At 59.5% G+C, this 21023-nt stretch carries 21 protein-coding genes; 6 read left to right on the top strand and 15 right to left on the bottom strand.

Annotated elements, in window-relative coordinates; genetic code table 11:
• Nucleotides 1-4: 4 nt before the first annotated feature.
• The 13 genes from AC07N8_RS23945 to AC07N8_RS23885 form a co-directional block, all read right to left on the bottom strand.
• A complete protein-coding gene (locus AC07N8_RS23945) occupies nt 5-634 on the bottom strand; it encodes a class I SAM-dependent methyltransferase (protein ID WP_483840885.1) in 630 nt (209 codons plus the stop codon).
• A gap of 163 nt (nt 635-797) precedes the next feature.
• Nucleotides 798-1157, bottom strand: a complete 360-nt coding sequence (locus AC07N8_RS23940) for a DUF6124 family protein (protein WP_493145960.1) — start codon at nt 1155-1157, stop codon at nt 798-800.
• Nucleotides 1158-1694: 537 nt separating this feature from the next.
• A complete protein-coding gene (locus tag AC07N8_RS23935; protein WP_027922257.1) occupies nt 1695-2339 on the bottom strand; it encodes a methionine ABC transporter permease in 645 nt (214 codons plus the stop codon).
• Nucleotides 2329-3450: a methionine ABC transporter ATP-binding protein gene (locus AC07N8_RS23930; RefSeq protein WP_493145961.1), complete on the bottom strand. Its 1122-nt coding sequence runs from the start codon at nt 3448-3450 to the stop codon at nt 2329-2331. Before AC07N8_RS23930 ends, AC07N8_RS23935 begins: the two co-directional genes overlap by 11 nt.
• 2 nt (nt 3451-3452) lie before the next feature.
• Nucleotides 3453-4262, bottom strand: a complete 810-nt coding sequence (locus AC07N8_RS23925; protein WP_493145962.1) for a MetQ/NlpA family ABC transporter substrate-binding protein — start codon at nt 4260-4262, stop codon at nt 3453-3455.
• 126 nt (nt 4263-4388) lie between these two features.
• Nucleotides 4389-5747 carry an LLM class flavin-dependent oxidoreductase gene (locus tag AC07N8_RS23920; RefSeq protein ID WP_493145963.1) on the bottom strand — a complete coding sequence of 453 codons (1359 nt, stop codon included), beginning with the start codon at nt 5745-5747 and terminating at the stop codon, nt 4389-4391.
• Nucleotides 5747-6940, bottom strand: a complete 1194-nt coding sequence (locus AC07N8_RS23915; RefSeq protein ID WP_493145964.1) for an SfnB family sulfur acquisition oxidoreductase — start codon at nt 6938-6940, stop codon at nt 5747-5749. Before AC07N8_RS23915 ends, AC07N8_RS23920 begins: the two co-directional genes overlap by 1 nt.
• Before the next feature lie 38 nt (nt 6941-6978).
• Nucleotides 6979-8220 carry an SfnB family sulfur acquisition oxidoreductase gene (locus tag AC07N8_RS23910; RefSeq protein ID WP_483840890.1) on the bottom strand — a complete coding sequence of 414 codons (1242 nt, stop codon included), beginning with the start codon at nt 8218-8220 and terminating at the stop codon, nt 6979-6981.
• Between the two features lie 368 nt (nt 8221-8588).
• A complete protein-coding gene (locus AC07N8_RS23905) occupies nt 8589-9353 on the bottom strand; it encodes a hypothetical protein (RefSeq protein WP_483840891.1) in 765 nt (254 codons plus the stop codon).
• A gap of 492 nt (nt 9354-9845) precedes the next feature.
• The gene (tcyN, locus tag AC07N8_RS23900) at nt 9846-10598 is read right to left on the bottom strand and encodes an L-cystine ABC transporter ATP-binding protein TcyN (protein WP_483840892.1); all 753 of its coding nucleotides are present in this window, start codon (nt 10596-10598) and stop codon (nt 9846-9848) included.
• Between the two features lie 3 nt (nt 10599-10601).
• Nucleotides 10602-11267: a cystine ABC transporter permease gene (gene tcyL / locus AC07N8_RS23895; protein ID WP_483840893.1), complete on the bottom strand. Its 666-nt coding sequence runs from the start codon at nt 11265-11267 to the stop codon at nt 10602-10604.
• On the bottom strand, nt 11267-12067 hold the full coding sequence (gene tcyJ, locus AC07N8_RS23890) for a cystine ABC transporter substrate-binding protein (RefSeq protein ID WP_483840894.1): 801 nt from the start codon (nt 12065-12067) through the stop codon (nt 11267-11269). The genes tcyL and tcyJ overlap by 1 nt, the downstream gene beginning before the upstream one ends.
• Nucleotides 12068-12435: 368 nt before the next feature.
• Nucleotides 12436-13428 (bottom strand): D-cysteine desulfhydrase, encoded by a 993-nt coding sequence (locus AC07N8_RS23885; protein ID WP_493145965.1) that lies wholly within the window; start codon nt 13426-13428, stop codon nt 12436-12438.
• A 190-nt stretch (nt 13429-13618) separates the two neighbouring features.
• Here AC07N8_RS23885 and epsC point away from each other — a divergent pair, with 190 nt between their 5' ends.
• Nucleotides 13619-14545 (top strand): serine O-acetyltransferase EpsC, encoded by a 927-nt coding sequence (gene epsC, locus AC07N8_RS23880; RefSeq protein ID WP_027922246.1) that lies wholly within the window; start codon nt 13619-13621, stop codon nt 14543-14545.
• A 371-nt stretch (nt 14546-14916) separates the two neighbouring features.
• On the top strand, nt 14917-16872 hold the full coding sequence (gene betT, locus AC07N8_RS23875) for a choline transporter BetT (protein WP_177327593.1): 1956 nt from the start codon (nt 14917-14919) through the stop codon (nt 16870-16872).
• Nucleotides 16873-16889: 17 nt separating this feature from the next.
• Here betT and AC07N8_RS23870 read toward each other — a convergent pair whose 3' ends face one another.
• Nucleotides 16890-17150: a hypothetical protein gene (locus AC07N8_RS23870; protein WP_483840896.1), complete on the bottom strand. Its 261-nt coding sequence runs from the start codon at nt 17148-17150 to the stop codon at nt 16890-16892.
• 137 nt (nt 17151-17287) lie between these two features.
• The gene (locus tag AC07N8_RS23865) at nt 17288-18025 is read right to left on the bottom strand and encodes an SDR family oxidoreductase (RefSeq protein WP_493145966.1); all 738 of its coding nucleotides are present in this window, start codon (nt 18023-18025) and stop codon (nt 17288-17290) included.
• Nucleotides 18026-18142: 117 nt separating this feature from the next.
• Here AC07N8_RS23865 and AC07N8_RS23860 point away from each other — a divergent pair, with 117 nt between their 5' ends.
• From AC07N8_RS23860 to mgrA, 4 genes are all read left to right on the top strand, one after another.
• Nucleotides 18143-19033 carry a LysR family transcriptional regulator gene (locus AC07N8_RS23860; RefSeq protein ID WP_483840898.1) on the top strand — a complete coding sequence of 297 codons (891 nt, stop codon included), beginning with the start codon at nt 18143-18145 and terminating at the stop codon, nt 19031-19033.
• A gap of 128 nt (nt 19034-19161) precedes the next feature.
• A complete protein-coding gene (locus AC07N8_RS23855; RefSeq protein WP_483840899.1) occupies nt 19162-19344 on the top strand; it encodes a type II toxin-antitoxin system HicA family toxin in 183 nt (60 codons plus the stop codon).
• The gene (locus AC07N8_RS23850; protein WP_483840900.1) at nt 19341-19805 is read left to right on the top strand and encodes a type II toxin-antitoxin system HicB family antitoxin; all 465 of its coding nucleotides are present in this window, start codon (nt 19341-19343) and stop codon (nt 19803-19805) included. Before AC07N8_RS23855 ends, AC07N8_RS23850 begins: the two co-directional genes overlap by 4 nt.
• 136 nt (nt 19806-19941) lie before the next feature.
• Nucleotides 19942-20979: an L-glyceraldehyde 3-phosphate reductase gene (mgrA, locus tag AC07N8_RS23845; RefSeq protein WP_027922241.1), complete on the top strand. Its 1038-nt coding sequence runs from the start codon at nt 19942-19944 to the stop codon at nt 20977-20979.
• Nucleotides 20980-21023: the final 44 nt, after the last annotated feature.

Here is a 21023-nt window from a genome sequence, read left to right as displayed (position 1 = left end):
CGGGTTACACAGCCTTACGCCAAACACTCGCCAACCAAGGCTGCTGCTCCCGCGGCAGCCCCGCTGGCCGATAGTAATGCTCCAACTCCACAAACCCCGCCTCAATCAGCAAATCCTGCCACGCCGCAAGATCGTGATAAGCCCCATAACGCGGCCCATTCCAGCCTTCCTGATTTTCCCCGCGAGGATTGGAACTGAACAACACCCCACCCGGTTTCAACGCCCCACGCAATTGCTTCAACACCCGAGGCAGTTCCTGGCGCGGGATGTGAAACAACACCGCGTTGGCAAAAATCCCGTCGAAGCGCTCGGCCGGTAAATCAAGTTTCAAAAAGTCCTGCTGCCAGACTTCGCAACCGCTGTCCTCACGTGCCATCTGCGCAAACTTTTCCGAGCCGTCGAGGCCGACGGCGGTATGTCCCATGCGCGTGAACGTTTGCAAGTCGCGGCCGGGGCCGCAGCCGAAGTCGAGAATGTCGAACGGCGCCTCGCCCTGAATGTGCCGTAACAGGGCATCGATGTTCTGGCTGACATCGTGATCACGCGTGCCTTCGCGAAATCCTTCGGCCACCGAGTTGTAATGGCCCAGGGTGGTGGCGGTGATTTGCTGGAGGTCGTCGGGGGTCTGTTTCATGAGGGGCTGCGCAGGCAATTGGGGTTTGCCGAATATACGCCATCAACCCCGGGGCTGCTTCGCAGCCCATCGCGAGCAGGCTCGCTCCCACAGTGATTTATGTCGCTCACAAATCCCCTGTGGGAGCGAGCCTGCTCGCGAAAGCGGCATCACTGACAACCCATCACTCAGCCTGCTTCATCCCCAGGCAATCAATCGAGCGATCCACCATGGCTTTGGCAATCTCCAGCAAATGCCAGACCGAAAACACCATGGCGCGCTCCGCCCCTTTGAGGTGATCGCCACACTGATACGCCGTCACCGAAGCACAGCGCAGCAGGTCGGCGACATAGAGTTGGGTGTCTTCGAAGCTCACGTCTTTGCTGACGTTGTAGAAGCGCAATTCATCAGGCGGTGAGGGTTGATCACCCGTGAGGTAGAAATCAATGGCGCGGTAGAGCGCTGATCGATCCCTGGGCGGGTCGTCAGTGGTGGTTTCGTTGGTGGAGGTTTCGGGAGGCGGATCGGGTACGGATTTCTTCATTGGTAAAACTCCTAGTGCTAATGGGAGCCAACCGATATCGCGACTAAACGATCAGGGGTGGCGGCTGCGCACAGGTTAGTCGACCGGTCACTAGGCAACCCGGCGCACCCGAAGGTGCCCTGCGCACAGCCACCATAACGTTCAGGTAGTAGAACCTGAAATGAGGTGACGCTGTACGCCTAGTAAAATCCGGGCGACTAAACCCGATCACTGATGAGCAGTGACGGACCGAGACTAGCCACGGAAATTGGCAGGCGCAAGCGAGCGGAATGATCTAGGAAATGTCCTTCAAAGGAAAGGGAACGGACCTTCAGGAGCTCTGATTTTCCTGTACGAAAACTTCCCCCTTTAAGGTCGGTTATTACTGTGGCGAGGAGGCTTTTGTGGCGAGGGGGCTTGCCCCCGTTGGGTCGCGCAGCAACCCCAAAACCTGACGATCTGATTTACCTGACACACCTCGTTGAATGGCTTGGGGCTGCTTCGCAACCCAACGGGGGCAAGCCCCCTCGCCACAAAAGCTCGACCAGTGCGTCAGGTTCAGCGCTTGTTGAGCCCCCGAGCCAACCGATCCCCGCCCAGTTGGATGATTGCCACCAACACCACCAGCAACACAATCACCGTCAACATGATCTGGCTGTCAAAACGCTGATACCCATACCGGTACGCAATGTCGCCCAACCCTCCGGCCCCAATCGCCCCTGCCATGGCCGATGAGTTGATCATCGTCACCAGCGTAATCGTGAACCCGCCGACAATCCCAGGCAGAGCTTCCGGCAGCAACACATGCCAGACGATGTGCCAACGCCGGCAGCCCATCGCCTGCGCGGCCTCGATCAAGCCGAAATCGACCTCACGCAAACTGACTTCGGCAATCCGTGCAAAGAACGGCGTTGCGGCGATAGTCAGCGGCACCACGGCCGCCCAGACGCCATACGTGGTGCCGACAATCAGCCGGGTAAACGGAATCAGCGCCACCATCAGAATCAAGAATGGAATCGAGCGGAACAGATTCACAAACGCGCCCAATGCACGGTTCAGCGTCGGTGCTTCGTAGATGCCGCCCTTGGAGCTGGTGACCAGAAATACCGCCAGCGGAATGCCCACCAACAGCGCGATCAATGACGACACACCGACCATCAGGAAGGTGTCGATGAAGCCTTGCAGCAAGCGATCAAACCACATAACCCAGCACCTCCACCTGTTGTGCCCATTGGCTGGCGCGCTGGCATAAATCTTCGGCATCCAACGGCGAGCCGGTGACCGCCAACAACAACTGCCCCAACGCATGGCCCTGAATCCGTTCCACGCCACCTTGCAGCAAGCGCACGCGACCACCGAGGGCGCTGAACAACGCGGCCAGGTCCGGCTCGTCGGTGGCGCTGCCGGTGAACTGCAAACGCAGCACCACCGCCGCGTCCGAGGATGGCGGCAGTGGGCGCAAACGGCTTTGCAGTTCTTCCGGCAGGGCGTGTTGCAGCGGGGCGAGCAAGGTCTTGCTGACTTCATGCTGCGGGTTGCCGAAGACTTCCCAGACCGGCCCTTGCTCGACGATTTTGCCGTGTTCGAGCACCACGACGCGGTCGCAAATATCGCGGATCACCGCCATCTCGTGCGTGATCAGGACGATGGTCAGGCCCAGGCGCTGATTGATCTCGCGCAGCAGGCCGAGGATCGATTGAGTGGTCTCCGGGTCCAGCGCTGAAGTGGCTTCGTCACACAGCAGAATCGCCGGGTCATGCACCAACGCGCGGGCGATGCCGACGCGCTGTTTCTGCCCGCCGGACAACTGCGCCGGATAGGCGTTGTGCTTGCCTTGCAGGCCCACCAGTTCCAGCAGTTCGCGAACCTTCTGCTCGCGTTTGCCCTTGGGCACACCGGCGACTTTCAGCGGCAGCTCGACGTTCTGCCACACCGTTTTGGCCGACATCAGGTTGAAGTGCTGGAAGATCATGCCGATCCGTCGACGCAGCGCCACCAAGCGGTCTTCATCGAACTCGCCGATGTCCACCTGATCGATCAGCACGCGGCCGGTGCTCGGCTGCTCCAGCCGGTTGATGGTGCGGATCAGCGACGATTTGCCGGCACCGCTGCGGCCGATGATGCCGAACACTTCACCGTGCTGGATCGCCAGGTCGATGCCGTGCAATGCCGCCACCGGACCCTGCTGACCGTTGTAGGTTTTGCCCAGACCGATGAAACGTACGTGGGCGCGGTTCAGGTCCGGGTGCAGTTCGGTTTGTATAGCGTTATGGGGCTCTGGAATTTCCAGTCGCAGTTGGGTGGCTACCGTCATCCTCAGCTTTCCCAGCCAGCTTGGTAGAGCTTGCCGTGAGCCTTGTCCAGCGCTGCACGAACGGCCGGCGAATGCTGGTAGATGTCGACGAACTTGATCAGGCGCGGGTCGGTTTTGCTCTTCGGCTGGATCACGAACTGGATCACGTATTCCTTGTGGTCGAGGCCGTCGAACAGCAGCGCGGAACCGGCATCGAAGGTCTTCGAAAGACGGATGTAAGCGGGGTAGCCCTGGACCAGATCAGCATCGTCGTAGGCGCGCACCAGTTGCACGGCTTCGACCTGGAGGATTTTGATTTTTTTCGGGTTGGCGATGATGTCTTCTTCGGTGGCTTTGTAGCCGACTCCGGGTTTGAGTGTGATCAGGCCGGCCTTGGCCAGCAGTTGCAGGCCGCGACCGCTGTTGATCGGGTCGTTGGCGATAGCGACGCTGGCGCCTTGTGGGAGTTCGTCGAAGCTTTTGTATTTCTTCGAGTAGAGGCCGACGTTGTTGATGATTCCCGGTGCGAACGGCACCAGGTCAAAACCGGAAGCGGCCTTGGCGTTTTCCAGGAACGGGATGTGCTGGAAATAATTCACGTCGATGTCACCGGCGGCGAGGCTGACGTTGGGGGCGATCCAGTCGCTGAACTCCACCAGCTCGACTTTCAGGCCTTGTTTGGAGGCCTCTTCGACGGCGGCTTCGAGGGGGATGGCGAAGGCGGCGGTGGTGCCGATTTTCAACGGCGCGTCGGCGGCGAATACCACCGAGCTGAACAGGCCGAGGGCCAGGGCCAGTGCTTTGACTGGGTGAGAGAAGTAGGTCTTGGTCATGATGGTTTTCCAGTCAGTGCATAAATTTGGGGTGATTGGGCGGGCCTCTTCGCGAGCAGGCTCGCTCCCACAGTGGTTTTTTGGTGTTCACACATCCCTGTAGGAGCGAGCCTGCTCGCGAAGCTTTTAGCGGCGGTAAGCCGAGCCGATGTGTTGCTCAGGCAAATGCGCCTCTGCGTGAAACAGCTTCTCCCGCAAGCTGCCATCGTCATAAGCGGTCTTGTACGACCCACGCTTTTGCAACTCCGGAATCACCAGTTCAATGAAATCCACATAACTTTCCGGGGTGACAATCCGTGTCAGGTTGAAACCGTCCAGGCCGGTTTCGGCGATCCAGGATTCCAGTTCATCTGCCACTTGCTCAGGCGAACCGACCACCGTGATGTAGCGGCCGCCGAGGGCGTGTTGCTCGAGCAATTTGCGCCGGGTCCAGTCGTTGTTTTGCAGGTTTTTGGTCGCCGACTGGATCGCGTTGCTCTTCACGTACTGGATCGGTTCGTCGATGGTGTATTCGGAAAAATCGATCCCGGTCGATGCTGAAAAATGCGCCACGCCAGCCTCGGCACTGGCATAGCTCAGGTACTCGGCGTGCTTGGCCCAGGCCAGTTCTTCAGTGGCGCCGACAATCACGTTCAGGCCCATGAACACCTTGATGTCCTCGGGATTACGTCCGGCCTCAACGGCGCTGGCGCGGACTTTGTCCACTTGAACCTTGGTCGACGGTTTGTTCTGGCCACTGATGAACACGCACTCGGCATGGCGCCCGGCGAACAGCAAACCGCGATCCGAACTGCCGGCCTGGAACAGCACCGGTGTGCGCTGCGGTGACGGCTCGCACAGGTGATAACCCTCGACCTGATAGAACTCGCCCTTGTGCTCGACCTTGTGCACTTTCTCCGGTTGCGCGTAGATCCGTTGCTCGCGGTCGTTGAGCACCGCGCCGTTTTCCCAGCTGCCTTCCCAGAGTTTGTAGAGCACTTCCAGGTACTCCTCGGCCTGGTCGTAACGACGGTCGTGCTCGACCTGTTCGCTCAGGCCCATGGCCTTGGCGGCGCTGTCGAGGTAGCCGGTGACAATGTTCCAGCCGACCCGGCCACGGCTCAGGTGATCGAGCGTCGACATGCGTCGGGCGAACAGGTACGGCGGTTCGTAAGTGAGGTTGGCGGTCAGGCCGAAGCCGAGGTTTTTGGTCACGGCGGCCATGGCCGACACCAGCAGCAGCGGGTCGTTGACCGGCAGCTGGATCGATTCTTTCAGCGGCACGTCCACCGAGTTCTGATAGACGTCGTACACGCCGACGATGTCGGCGATGAACAGTCCGTCGAACAGCCCGCGCTCCAGCAGCTGCGCCAGTTCGGTCCAATATTCGATGGTCTTGTACTGCGTGGAATTGTCCCGTGGGTGCGTCCACAGGCCATGGTTGATGTGCCCGATGCAGTTCATGTTGAACGCGTTGAGCAGGATTTTCTTTTTCGCGTCGGCCATCAGATGGTCCCTCGTAGCGGAGGGTTTTCATCGTTGAGGTAGTAGTTGCCCACCGCGTGATACTTCCAGCGCACCGGGTCGTGCAGGGTATGCACGCGGGCGTTGCGCCAGTGCCGGTCCAGGCCGTGTTCGATCAGGGTCGCCTGGCTGCCGGCCAGTTCGAACAGCGTGCTGCCGGCGGCGAGGGAAATTTCGGTGCTGATGGCCCGGGCTTCGGCGACGGCAATCGAGGCGGCGGCGACAGTCTCGGCGTTGGTGTCGGCCTGGGCCTTGTCGAGGAATTCGCCGGAGCGTTCCAGCAGGGCTTCGGTGGCGTGCAGGCGAATGCTCAAGTGCCCGAAACTCTTGATCGTCAGCGGGTCGTCAGTGGCTTTTTCATGGGTGGCGTCGATCCATGGTCGGGTTTTGGTGCGCACAAAATGCAGCGCGTCTTCATAGGCGGCGCGGGCGATGCCGGTGTCGATGGCGGCGTGGAGGATTTGCGCGAGCGGGCCGACGGTGGTCGGGCGTTCGAATGCACTCTGGAACGGGATCACGTCCTCGGCCGCCACGTACACGTCTTCGAACACCACCGAACCGCTGCCGGTGGTGCGTTGGCCAAATCCGCTCCAGTCGTCGATGACGGTCAGGCCTTTGCTGTCGCGAGGGACGAAAGCCAGTTGCTGCACACCGTGTTCATCCACCACCGAGGTCGGGATGCGTTGCGCGTAAATCGCGCCGGTTGCGTAGAACTTGCGACCGTTGATGCGATAGCCGTCGCCATCACGCTTGAGGCTGGTGACGCGGTCGTGAGCGGTTTTGGTGCCGAGTTCGGCGAGTGCATTGCCGAATCGCTGGCCGGCCAATACTTCGGCGTACAGCCGTTGTTTCTGCGCAGGGCTGCCGTTCACGCGCAGCACTTCGAGGGCGTAGAAATGGTTCTGGGGGATTTGCCCAAGCGAACCGTCAGCCTGGGCAATCAAGGCGATTACCTTGGCCAGCGTCACGTTGGACACACCGGCGCCGCCGTACTCCTTGGGTACGCTGATGCCCCACAGGCCCGAGCGGGAAAACACTTCGAGTTCCGGGTACGGTAAACGGCGTTCGCGGTCGCGTAGCGCGCTGTCGCGTTTGAAATCGTCAGCCAAGTCACTGGCGACGACCAGGGCTTGCTCATCGCTGGTTATGACCGCGACGTGGTGGGAATAAGTCATGTGTTTCTCCAGAGATCTGGTCAAAAGGGTACGGGTCGTCAGATCCAGGAATGCCGCGCCGGCAAGGTGCCGTTGAGGTGATAGGTGCCGACGGCGTAATACTTCCAGCGCACCGGGTCGTGCAGCGTGTGCACGCGGGCGTTGCGCCAATGGCGGTCGAGATTGAATTCGGCGAGGGTGGCGCGGCTGCCGGCCAGTTCGAAAAGCTTTTCGCTGGCCAGCAGCGAGATTTCGGTGGTCAGCACTTTGGCTTCGGCCACGGCAATCGAGGCGCGTGCGGCCGACTCGGCGGTGACGGGGGCGGCGTTGACCTGATCCAGTACTTGCCCGGCCTTGCGCAGCAGCGCTTCGGCGGCGTGCAATTCGATTTTCAACTTGCCGATATCCGCAATCACGTACAGGTCATCGCTGGCCCGTTCGACCTTGGCGTCGATCCATGGACGCGCGCGGGTTTTCACGAATTCGATGGCGTCGTCGATGGCGCCCCGGGCGATCCCCGCGTCGATGGCGGCTTGAATCAGTTGCGACACGGCGCCCTGCAGGTTCGGCTTGTCGTTGATCTTCCAGTTGTCCACAACCAACTCGGCGTCGACCCGCACGTTGTTGAGCAAAATAGTGCCGCTGGCGGTGGTGCGCTGACCGAAGCCCGACCAGTCATCGACGATGCGCAGCCCCGGCGTGCCGCGACGGACGAAGGCCAGCACTTGCTTGCCGTCGTCGTTCAGCGCCTTGACCGCGACCCAGTGGGCGAACAACGCGCCGGTGGAGTAAAACTTCTGGCCATTGAGGACAAAACCGTCGCCGTCGACGGTAATGCGCGCCTTGAGTTCCAGAGTGTTTTTTGTGCCGCGCTCAGGCCCGGCATTGCCGATGCGCCAACCGTCGAGCACGCTTTTGAACAGCTGTTTTTTCTGCGCTTCAGTGGCACTGCCCAGCACCAGGTTGAGAATGCCGAACTGGTTCTGCGGGATCTGCCCCAAGGCCGGGTCTGCCGCGGAAATGATCGCGAACACCTCGGCGACGGTGACGAAAGAAACCTGTGGGCCACCGTACTCACGGGGGATGGCAATGCTGCCTAAACCGCTGCGGGTGAACTGTTCGATTTCCGACCATGGCAACTTGCGCTGCCGGTCACGTTTGGCTGCGTGAAGACGAGCTACTTGCGCCAGATCATGGGCGGCTTCGATGGCTTGTGCGTCGTTGCGCAAGACTTGCGCGGGCAACAACAGGGGGGCGATGTCCAGATCACTCTGAACGATTGCATCTGCCAGACTGGACATCAGTGCCGCTCCTTGGCTGCACGCAATGCCCTGGCGATCTGCACTGGGGTGATTGTGTTCCGGACCATACCTACCTCACATCTCATGGGATCGTCGCGGAGTGGCGACGAATAAAATCAAGAATGTCCGGTGGTCCGGTGCATATACCCTAAGCGCGTATAAAAAATTAATAAACTAACTTTTAGGAATATACATAGAAGGGTGTTCTAGAGAGGTCACCGCAATCCCTGTGGCGAGGGAGCTTGCTCCCGCTCGACTGCGCAGCAGTCGCAAACTGGCTAACGCATTTCAACTGGGAAAAATGCGATTTCAGATTTTGGGGTGCTTCGCACCCAGCGGGAGCAAGCTCCCTCGCCACAGGTTTGGTGTCATTTTTTGCGGGGCTCGGCCGCCATCAACATCTCCTTCGGCCGGGCCTTCAGATAGGGATTGGCGCAGCCAATCTTCAGCCAGCGCGGGGGTGCCCAACGCGAGTTGTTGCCCACGCGGTCGAGGATGCAATAGGTCACTTCCAGCCGCAGGTCTTCGCCGGCTTCGAGAATGATTGCCGGCGGTACCCAGACCTGAATCGGCTGGCCCACCTCGTCTGCCTTGAGCCGGGGCAGGTCCATGCGCACATCGCCCCAGCGCAGGGTGATTTCATCGTCGACGGCCATGTTCAGATAAGGTTCGATGGTCAGCGGTACGCCACGCTTGATCTGGTTCGGATTGACCCCTTGGCGGCGGATGGTTTCGGGGAGCCCCACCGGTGCCAGGCTTTGGTTTTCATCGCCGCACAGGGCTGGTAGCGGGCCACCAGGGCAATCCAGCTTGATCTGGACCCGCGTCGCCGGTGACAACGCAGGCCCTTGCCCCACCTGCATGACCTTGTAATGAATGCGTACGCTGCCGTTGGCAATGAAGCTTTCCGGCACGCGCAGGCCAATCACTTCACCGACGTCGTCGGCGTCCAGTACGCGGGAAGCGACGTAGCAGTTGTCCCAGAACAGTTCGATCAGGTCGCCAGCGTCCATGCCGGGGTAGGGCGCCACGTCGATCATGAGATGAGTCGCGGCAATCATGTTGACCCCGGCCTTGTGCGATTGCGCCAGGGTCGGGGCCGCAAGTTCGGGTGTGTTCGAAGTGCTTGTCATGGTTTTTCTCCTTGAAGCCTTGCAGCGAAGTTCCGTTTCTGAAAGTTCAAAGGCGCGCATTACCCGGCAACAAATCGGCTTGTTACTTGGAAGTTGGAAGTAAGCTGAAGTGCAAAGGTTGGCGCCTGTTGGCGACTAGATAAGAGTGCGCTTGAATAGGTGTCAATAGAGTTGGCTAGTTAAGTGTTGGATCACCTGTTATTCAGAATAATCCTACGTGCTGAAGTTAATATGCCGCAGCACGCTGTCGAACATGGCCACGATTTTAACCGCGCACTCATGATGCTGATGGCTGAGACTTGCGCGGCATCGGGCGCAGGGTTTAGCAAATCTTAGGTGAGAAAGACCTGTTGCAGGACATATATATGTACCGCACAAGGCATCCGATAAATTATCTAAGATGTAAGTGAAAAGAGTCGGTGGGAAGGGCGTTTGTTGGCAGGGTAGTTGTCACTTCCATCCATGGAAGTTAACAAGTAGTGAAGCGATGTTTCAGTGAGTGTTGTTCAGAAACTTGCTGAGGAACTGTTTTGTTCGTTCTTCTTTCGGGTTGGCAAACAGCGCTTTTGCTTCGCCTTGTTCAACGATCACACCCTTGTCGAAAAACACCACACGATTGGCCACATCCCGGGCAAAACCCATTTCATGCGTGACGATGACCATGGTGCGCTTCTCCTCGGCGAGACTGCGGATGGTCGCCAGCACTTCACCGACCAGTTCCGGATCGAGCGCCGAGGTCGGCTCATCGAACAGGATCACTTCCGGCTCCATCGCCAGCGCCCGGGCAATCGCCACGCGCTGTTGCTGACCACCGGAAAGGCGTCGCGGGTAAGCATCTTCCTTGCCCGCCAGGCCAACCCTGGCCAAGAGCTTTTTGCCCAGGACAACGGCTTCGGCGTGCGGGATCTTCTTCACGATGATCGGGCCTTCGATGACGTTTTCCAGAGCAGTGCGGTGCGGGAACAGGTTGAAGTTCTGGAACACGAAGCCGACGTGTTGGCGCAGGCGTCGTACCAGACCTTGCTGCTGGTTCAGCGGGCGGCTGCCATCGATCTCGATGTCGCCGACCTTGATCCGGCCGCTGGTGGGTTCTTCCAGAAAATTCAGGCACCGCAGGAACGTGGTCTTGCCCGAGCCGCTGGGCCCGATGATCGCCACGACCTCGCCTTCCTTCACTTCAAGATCGATGCCGTTGAGCACGACTTGACCCTTGAACTGCTTTGTCAGTTTTTCCACGACAATCATGGGTCAGGACTCCTGGTCGTGCCGATTGACCCGCGCTTCCAAGGTGTTCTGCAGGTGCGACAGCACCGTGGCCAGAATCCAGTAGATCAGCGCGGCGGCAAGATACATGGTGAAGACTTCGAAAGTCCGGGCGGTAATCAGCTGCGCCTGACGGAACAGTTCCGGCACCTGAATGGTGGCGGCCAGTGCCGTGTCCTTGACCAGCGAAATGAAGCTGTTGCCCAGCGGCGGCAAGGCCGTGCGCATCGCTTGCGGGATGATCGCCCGGCGCAGGGTTTGCGCGCGGGTCATGCCGATACTCGCGGCGGCTTCCCACTGACCGCGCTCGATGGAGCTGATCGCGGCACGCAGGATTTCGCAGGCGTAGGCCGCCATGTTCAGCGAGAAGCCGATCAGGGCGGCCGGCAGCGGATCAAGTTCGACACCCAGTTGCGGCAAGCCGTAATAGATCACGAACAGTTGCACCAGCAACGGCGTGCCGCGAAAGAACGACACGTAGATGCGGGCGATCCAGCTCACCAGCTTGAAGCGCGACAGGCGCATCAGTGCCAGGCCGAAACCCATCACCAGGCCGAAGAACATTCCGCCCAGGCTGAGGATCACTGTGTAGTACGCGCCCTTGAGCAGAAAGGGCGCGGAATCCAGTGCGAGTTGGAAAGCTTCTTCCATTATTGAGTGACGTCAGCGCTGAAGTATTTTTCCGAAAGCTTTTTCAGGGTGCCGTCGGCACGCAGCTCATCGAGGGCCTTGTTCACGGCTGCCAGCAGTTCCGGCTCACCTTTGCGCAGGGCAATACCGGCTTCCTGGCGGGAGAACGCTTGACCGGCAGCGACGGTTTTCGGTGCTTTCTTGGCGTATTCAAGCGCAGCCAGACGGTCGATCAGGATGGCGTCGGTACGGCCATTGTTCAGGTCGGCGAACTTGGTCGGATCATCGTCGTAGGTGCGCACGTCAGCACCCGGCACGTTGGCGCGGACCCACTGTTCGTAGTTGGTGCCCAGGCCTACGCCGACTTTCTTGCCGGACAGGTCAGCGGCAGTCTTGATGTTCAGCGCGGCTTCCTTGTCCTTCAGCACCAGCGCCTGAATCCCGGAGACGGTGTACGGTTCGGAGAAGTCATACTTCTTCTTGCGCTCGTCGGAGATGGTGACCTGATTGACCACTACGTCCAGGCGCTTGGATTCCAGAGCAGCAAGAATACCGTCCCACTTGGTTGGCTGAATCTTGGCTTTGACGCCCAGCTTTTTAGCCAGTGCTTCGGAGAGCTCGACTTCGAAGCCGGCCAGTTTGCCGTCGGCGTCAACGAAACTGAACGGTGGATAAGTGCCTTCCAGGCCGACGTTGATCACGCCAGCATCCTTGATTTTTTGCAGTTGCTCACCGGCAACGGCCTGGCCGAGCAAACCAGCGCTCAGCGCCAGGCCCAGCGAACCAACCAGCAGGTTTCGACGTAGTGCGGAAAAATTCATGACAAGCCCCTGTGTTTTCTTATGGAAGACGCTTTAGGAATGTTGGCAAATCCGGGATTTGGACGACTGCGATATCCTGCCCTAAAGCAGCATATGCGTCTCGCTGCAAATTCGCCTGCGGCGCGACTATATGATGATGCCTATAGATTGGAAAATACTAAATATTGATCTATTTATACCTTAATAGAATATGCGGTGGACGCAACCCCTGTGGCGAGGAGCTTCTGTGGCGAGGGGGCTTGCCCCCGTTCGGCTGCGCAGCAGTCGTCAGACTGACTCCATATGACTTGAAGGCGCCGGGGGTCGCTTCGCAACCCAACGGGGGCAAGCCCCCTCGCCACAGGCAACCCCCCTTATCACAGGGGAACTTAGAACGCCGAGGTATACGCAAACAACGCCGGTGCCCCACCGGTGTGCAGGAAGATAATCGGCCCCTCGTCGAAGCGTCCGCGTCCGATCCCGTCCAGCAACCCGGCCATGGCCTTGCCGGTATACACCGGGTCCAGCAGCAAGCCTTCCTGACTCGCCAGCAGCTTCACGGCTGCCAGTGTTCCAGCATTCGGCTCGCCATAGCGCGGCCCGAAATATTCGTCCCACAGTTCAATTTTGAAACTCGCTGGCAGCTGCACGCCGAGCAGTTCGGCCGTACGTTCGGCGAGCCCCTGGACTTTCGGTCGCTGGTCTTCATCACTACGGGAAACCGTGACGCCAATCACTGGCAAATCCGGCAGTGCTTCACTCAGCGCCAACGCCAGACCGCTGTGGGTTCCGGCGCTGCCCGAGGCCAGGACCACGGCGGCGAAATTCAAACCGGTATCCTTGATCTGCTCGGCCAGTTCCAGCCCGGCGCGCACATAACCCAACGCGCCCAGCGCATTCGAGCCACCAATCGGCACCAGGTACGGCTTCTTGCCGTTGTTGCGCAGGCGATCGGCCAGGGCTTGCAATTGCTCGTCGGCGTTGTCGAGGTTTTCCACCAGCTCGACCTTGGTATCGAACAGGTCCAGCAACAGGCGATTGCCATTGCCGAGATAATTGGCGTCGTCGGTGCCCAAAGGGTTTTCCAGCAGCGCGACGCAAGCCAGGCCCAGTTTGGCGGCAATGGCCGCGGTCTGGCGCACGTGGTTGGACTGGAGCGCTCCTGCGGTGATGAGCGTGTCGGCGCCTTGTGCCAGTGCATCGGCGGCGAGGTATTCGAGCTTGCGCAGTTTGTTGCCGCCCATGGCCAGTGGCGTCAGGTCATCGCGTTTGACGTACACATCGCGGCCCAGCCAGGTCGACAAGCGTTCAAGTTTTTCCAGGGCGGTGGGGTGGCCAAGTAAATCGAGACGGTTAAAGCGAGCGAGCTGTTGTTTGATCATGGGTCCGTACTGGCGGAGAAAGATGAAAGGACTATAGGCACGCCCATTTGCCTGGGCAACCGCCAATCGCTTATAGCCAAAGATTCTTAGCTCTGCACAATTGGTTCTTAATTCGGCCTCAAGACCTTGCCGTAAAGTAAACGCCGTCAGCGCGGCCAGACAGTCCGGCCGCCCGTGAGGAGTTTTTACCGTGAGCGAGCGTTCCAGTCATTGGCAACTGCAGACCATCGTCAGCCAACTGCGCACGGCGCGTTCGCAGTGGCGCGCACAAAATGGCCGTGCCAGCACCGAGCAGGGCGGGCGCGAATTGCCTTCCCGAGCGGCCATGGCGGAGATTCTTGAAGCGCTCTGCGGGGCATTGTTCCCGATGCGCCTGGGGCCGGTGGATTTGCGCGAAGAGAGTGAAGACTTCTACGTCGGCCACACCCTCGATGTGGCGTTGAACGCGCTGTTGGCCCAGGCACGACTCGAATTGCACTATGCCGCGCGCCACAGTCAGCAGGCGGAGGCGGACATCGAGGCGAAAACCATTCAGATCATTCAGGACTTCGCGCTCGCTCTGCCGGGGCTGCGCAGTTTGCTGGACAGCGATGTGCTGGCGGCCTATCACGGCGACCCGGCGGCACGCAGTGTCGATGAAGTGTTGCTTTGCTATCCGGGCATCCTGGCGGTGATTCACCATCGCCTGGCGCACCATTTGTACCGCGCCGGGTTGCCGTTGCTGGCGCGGATCAGCTCCGAAATCGCCCACTCGGCCACCGGCATCGACATTCACCCTGGCGCGCAGATTGGTCGCAGCTTCTTCATCGATCACGGGACAGGCGTGGTGATCGGCGAGACTGCGATTATCGGCGAGCGCGTGCGGATTTATCAGGCGGTCACGCTGGGCGCCAAGCGCTTCCCGTCTGATGAAGACGGTCAGTTGCAGAAGGGCCATCCGCGGCACCCGATTGTCGAGGATGATGTGGTGATTTATGCCGGGGCGACGATTCTGGGGCGGATCACCATCGGCAAGGGTTCGACCATTGGCGGCAACGTGTGGCTGACCCGCAGCGTGCCGGCGGGTTGCAACCTGACGCAGGCGAATTTGCAGCATGATGACGGGACGCAGAAGTAGGCCTTTGAATCTCCGTTGACTGCACTGGCCTCTTCGCGAGCAGGCTCGCTCCCACAATGGATCTCTGGTGCACACAACGTTGTGACCGACCAGGAACCCTGTGGGAGCGAGCCTGCTCGCGAAGCTTTTAAATCCTGCTTATTTCCTCCCTTGAGCTAGCGTACAAACCGTACCGCCGAGCCCAGGGATTAGTCCTTAGCCCCCTATTCATGTTTAACTTGAACGTTCATTCAAGTTAAATCGGCAGTTCGCTGCCCGCTCACAACAGGAGGCTTGCCTTTGCTGAGTCTGATTTCTACAGCCAAGTTTTACCCCGTCGAGGTGCACGTTTCATGAGTGCATCGTCTATCCCACCCAGCGGCCTGGTCCGCATGAATCCGCCGGTGTTCTACTTCTCGGCGAGCTTCATTTTGCTCTTCGGCATTGTCGTCATCGCCATGCCCGAGCAAGCCGGTGCCTGGTTGCTGGCAGCGCAAAACTGGGCGGCCAATACGGTCGGCTGGTACTACATGCTCGCGATGACCCTGTATCTGGTCTTCGTGGTGGTCACCGCCTTGTCCGGCTACGGCAAGATCAAGCTCGGTGCCGACCACGACGAACCCGAATTCAGTTACCTGTCCTGGGCCGGCATGTTGTTCGCCGCCGGGATCAGCATCACGCTGTTTTTCTTTTGCGTGTCCGAGCCGCTAACGCATTTGGCGCAACCGCCTCAAGGCACGGCCGGTACACCGGAGGCTGCGCGTCAGGCGATGCAGATTCTGTTTCTGCACTGGGGCCTGCACGGCTGGGGCGTGTTCGCTTTTGTCGGCATGGCGCTGGCCTACTTCGCCTACCGGCACAACCTGCCACTGGCCTTGCGTTCGGCGCTGTATCCGCTGATCGGCAAGCGCATCAACGGTCCCATCGGTTATGCGGTGGACGGCTTCGGCATCATCGCCACGGTGTTCGGCCTCGGTGCCGACATGGGCTTCGGTGTGCTGCACCTCAACTCCGGGCTGGACTACCTGTTTGGCATCGCTCACACCCAGTGGATACAGGTCGGCCTGATCACGCTGATGATGGGCGCGGCGATCATCGTCGCGGTGTCCGGTGTCGATAAAGGCGTGCGGGTGATGTCCGACATCAACATGCTGCTGGCCTGCGCGCTGCTGCTGTTCGTGTTGTTTGCCGGCCCCACGCAGCACCTGCTGAACACGCTGATCCAGAACATCGGCGACTACCTCGGCGCCTTGCCGATGAAGAGTTTCGACCTGTACGCCTACGACAAACCCAGCGACTGGCTGGGCGGCTGGACGGTGTTTTACTGGGCCTGGTGGATCGCATGGTCACCGTTCGTGGGCCTGTTTATCGCGCGGATTTCCCGTGGCCGCACGATCCGCGAATTCGTCTTCGGCGTGTTGCTGATCCCGCTCGGTTTCACCCTGGCGTGGATGTCGATCTTCGGCAACAGCGCCATCGATCAAGTGCTCAACCATGGCATGAGCGCGCTCGGCATGTCGGCCATCGACAACCCGTCGATGACCCTCTACTTGCTGCTGGAAACCTATCCGTGGAGCAAAACGGTGATCGCCGTGACGGTGTTCATCAGCTTCGTGTTCTTCGTCACCTCGGCCGACTCCGGCACGGTGGTGCTGTCGACGTTGTCCGCCAAGGGCGGCAACCCGGATGAAGACGGGCCGAAATGGCTGCGGGTGTTCTGGGGCGCGATGACCGCGCTGGTGACCAGTGCGCTGTTGTTCTCCGGCAGCATCGATGCGTTGAAGTCGGCGGTGGTGCTGACCTCGCTGCCGTTCTCGCTGATCTTGCTGTTGATGATGTGGGGGCTGCACAAGGCGTTCTACCTGGAGTCGCAGAAGCAGATCGCGCAACTGCATTCCCTGGCGCCGGTGGCCGGCTCACGGCGCGGCGGCTGGCGTCAGCGCCTGAGTCAGGCGGTGCACTTCCCGTCCCGGGATGAGGTGTACCGTTTTCTCGATACGACGGTGCGCCCGGCGATCGAGGAAGTGTCGGCGGTGTTCGTCGAGAAGGGTTTGAACGTGATCACCCAACCGGACCCGGTCAACGACAGCGTCAGCCTGGAAATCGGTCACGGTGAAGAGCATCCGTTCATTTATCAGGTGCAGATGCGCGGTTACTTCACGCCATCCTTTGCCCGTGGCGGCATGGGCTCCAAGCAGCTCAACAACCGTCGTTACTACCGGGCAGAGGTGCATTTGAGCGAGGGCAGTCAGGATTACGATCTGGTGGGTTACACCAAGGATCAGATCATCAACGACATCCTTGACCAGTACGAACGGCATCTGCAGTTTTTGCATTTGGTGCGTTAGTAACGCGGGGTCTGTCTTCAGGCCTCTGCGCTCAACACCATGAACAGCACCAGCGCCGCCACCGGCACACTGAACACCACCGTGCCAATCCCCAGCTCCGAGCTCAAGGACTGGCCGGCAGTGACCACGCCGATGGCGCCGTTGATCACCGTCAGCGCCAGCCACAGGACCACGAAGCAGTAGGTCAGGGTCTGGCGGCTGAAGCCGACTTTCTCGCCGATGAACAGCATCATGGCGAGGAGGGCCAGGCCGAAGGTGATGATGATGGCTGTGTGCATGGTGAGGTCCATCCTTCAGATTTTTGTTGCCTGATCGGCCGCCTTCGCGAGCAGGCTCGCTCCCACATTAGACCTCGATCTCATGTGGGAGCGAGCCTGCTCGCGAAAGGGTCACTATGGTCTCGGATTGAGCATAGTTAAACCAACCCACCATTAGCGCGCAAAATCTGTCCATTGACCCAGGCCGAATCCGGCCCCACCAGAAACGACACCACCCGAGCAATATCCTCCGGCTGGCCCAGGCGTTCCAGTGGAGGCATCTTCGCGAAACTTTGAATCTGCTCCTCACTCTTGCCATGCAAAAACAGCTCGGTGGCCACCGGCCCCGGCGCCACGGCATTCACGGTGATGTTGCGTCCGCGCATTTCCTTGGCAAACACCTGGGTCAGCGATTCCACCGCCGCTTTGCTGGCGATGTACACCGCGTAACCCGGCAAGTTAAGGCCGACCGTGCTGCTGGAAAAATTGACGATCCGCCCGCCGTTGTTCAAGCGCGTCGCCGCTTCACGCAAGGTGTTGAACGTGCCGCGTGCGTGAATGTTGAACGTCTGTTCGAACAATTCATCGGTGTGCTGCGCCAGCGGCAGCACCTTGAGGATGCCGGCGTTGTTGACCAGCGCATCGACTTTCCCCAGTTGTGTTTCGGTCTCGTCGAACATCCGGCGCACGTCGTCGGCGTTGGCCACGTCAGCCTTGATCGCTATGGCTTGATGGCCGGCCTGACGCAACTCCACCACCAGGGCCGACGCTTCAGTGGCGCTGCTGGCGTAATTGATCGCGACGGCGAAACCGTCGCTGGCCAATTGTCTGGCGATTACAGCGCCGATGCCGCGCGAGGCGCCGGTGACGATGGCAACTTTCTGAGTAGCAGTCATGGTGTTGATTCCTGATGAGGGGGCTCGGTGTGAAGCCAGATTCACATGTTTACTCAGGCCGATAAATGCACGAGAGTTGCCTTGACTGTTCAATAATCGCCAACAATCGGAGGCTGCGTGGATCAAGTCAAAGCGATGAAGGTGTTCGTGCGCATTTACGAGCGCAGCAGCTTCACCCTGGCGGCCGAAGACCTGAACCTGCCGCGTGCCACGTTGACGCATACCCTGAACCAGTTCGAAGCCTGGCTCGGCACGCGGTTGCTGGAGCGTAGTACGCGCAAGGTGCGCCCGACGCTGGACGGCGAGGCGTATTACCTGCGTTGCGTGCAACTGCTGGCGGAACTGGAAGAGGCTGAACTGGCGTTTCGTGGCTGTGCACCGAAAGGCCGGTTGCGCGTCGACCTGCACGGCACGCTGGCGAAAAGTTTTGTGATCCCCGCATTGCCGCAGTTCATGGAACGCTATCCGCAGATCGAACTGTCCATCAGCGAGTCCGACCGCTTTGTCGACTTGATCGCCGAAGGCGTCGACTGTGTACTGCGCGCGGGTACGTTGAGTGATTCGGCACTGATCGGAAAACGCATCGCCAACCTGCGCCAGATCACCTGCGCCAGCCCCGCGTATTTGCGCAAATTCGGCGAACCAAAAACCCTCGACGACCTCAAGCATCACCGCGCGGTGAACTACGTCTCGCGCACCAGCGCCAAGTTGTTTCCGTTCGAATTCATGGTGAATGGCGAACTCAAGGAAGTCGCCATCGACGGCGCGCTGTCAGTGTTCGGCGCGCAAATCTACGCCGCCTCCGCCATTGCCGGGCTCGGGCTGATCCAGTGCCCGCATTACCGGATGGAAACCCAGATTGCCCAAGGGCTGGTGCAGGAAGTCCTCACCGACACACCACCCCCGCCGATGCCGGTATCGGTGCTGTATCCGCATAACCGCCACATGTCGCCACGGGTTCGGGTGTTTGTGGATTGGTTGGGGGAGGTGTTTGCGGGGGCGAGGTAGCCGGTGGTCTACGGCCACTCTTACCGGCTTGCATTCTGTTAATATTTATCAGAGTGTGTATCGTGTGTATAAATCCTGTGGTCATCGCGTAATGTGCTCGGCAGATGCTGCCCACAAGGACGAAGGTGATGCGAAGTCGGGAAATGATCAGGATGATCGAGGAGGATGGTTGGTATCTGGTGGTCGTCAAAGGCAGCCACCATCAGTACAAGCATTTGTATAAGCCAGGCAGGGTAACGATCAAGCACCCTGATTCGGATCTTCCAAAAGGGACGATCAACAGCATATTGAAACAGGCGGGTCTGAAATGAGGCCCGACATCGGAAACGAGAGCCTCAAAGAGGCCACATCACAGGAAGGACTCACCGAAATGAAATTCCCGGTCGTTCTGCACAAGGATGCCGACTCAGAATACGGAGTGATTATCCCGGACGTGCCGGGTTGTTTCTCCGCTGGCGCTACGGTGGCGCAGGCATTTGAAAACGTGAAGGAGGCGTTGGCGTTGCACTATGAAGGCCTGGTCGCCGATGGTGACCCATTGCCTCTGGTGCGAGAGATTGATGCTCATCTGGATAACCCCGATTACGCGGGCGGAGTGTGGGGGGTGGTCGAGTTCGATATCACGCCGTACTTCGGCAAGTCAGTGCGCTTTAATGCCACGCTTCCAGAGCAGTTGCTTGAGCGTATCGACCAGACGGTCAGGCGAGATCAGCGATACAGCTCAAGATCCGGGTTTTTAGCAGCTGCCGCGTTGCGTGAGTTGTCGGCATAAAGTGGGTCAGATTAAAAATCTGTGAAACGTTTCAGCATTTTCTCGAGTCCGAGGTTTATCGGCGTTTGTCTGGGCGTATGCTGGGCAACTTGCGAAGCAGTCGATACCACATTCAAGACCGACAAGAGAGGATTCGATGACCTACACCGCTGCCGAAAACCGCTACGATTCCATCCCTTACCGCCGCGTGGGTCGCAGCGGTCTGGTGCTGCCGGCACTGTCCCTGGGCCTGTGGCACAACTTCGGTGACAGCACGCCGATCGATACCCAGCGCGCGTTGTTGCGCACCGCGTTCGACCTGGGCATCAACCACTTCGACCTGGCCAACAACTATGGCCCGCCGTACGGCAGTGCCGAGATCAACTTCGGTCGTTTGCTGCGTGAAGACTTCAAGCAGTATCGCGATGAGTTGATCATCTCCAGCAAAGCCGGTTGGGACATGTGGCCTGGCCCTTACGGGCAGGGCGGCGGTTCGCGTAAATACGTGCTCGCCAGCCTGGATCAAAGCCTGCAGCGCCTGGGCCTGGATTACGTGGACATTTTCTATTCGCACCGTTTCGACCCGGACACTCCGCTGGAAGAAACCGCCAGCGCACTGGCCACCGCTGTGCAACAAGGCAAGGCGTTGTACATCGGGATTTCGTCGTATTCCGGGGTGAAGACCCGTGAAATGGCGGCACTGTTGAAAGAGTGGAAAGTACCGTTGCTGATTCACCAGCCGGCCTACAACCTGCTCAATCGCTGGGTTGAAAAGGACCTGCTGGACGTCACCGACGAACTCGGCACTGGCGTGATTGCTTTCACGCCGTTGGCGCAGGGGCTGCTGACCGATAAATACCTTAATGGCATTCCGAAGGATGCGCGGGTCAATCGTCCGGGCGGTGGTTCGTTGCAGTCCTCGCACCTGTCTGAGGCCAACATTGCGCATGTGCGAGGGCTCAATGAGATAGCCAAGCGCCGTGGGCAGAGTCTGGCGCAACTGGCATTGGCCTGGACGCTGCGCGATCCGCGGGTGACCTCGGCGCTGATCGGCGCGAGCCGGCCGGAGCAGATTATCGAGAACGTCGGGGCGTTGAAGAATTTGAGCTTTAGCGCAGAAGAATTGGCGGAGATTGACCGGTTTGCCCAGGAAGGCGGGATCAATCTTTGGGAGAAGCCTTCGACGGCTGAGTAAGCGATTGGCGCCGGACTATTCGGCGCCTGTTAGATAGCTTTCGC

Source organism: Pseudomonas sp. GW821-FHT10C09 (genome assembly GCF_059415465.1).
This window is presented reverse-complemented; position numbering and strand designations above follow the sequence as displayed.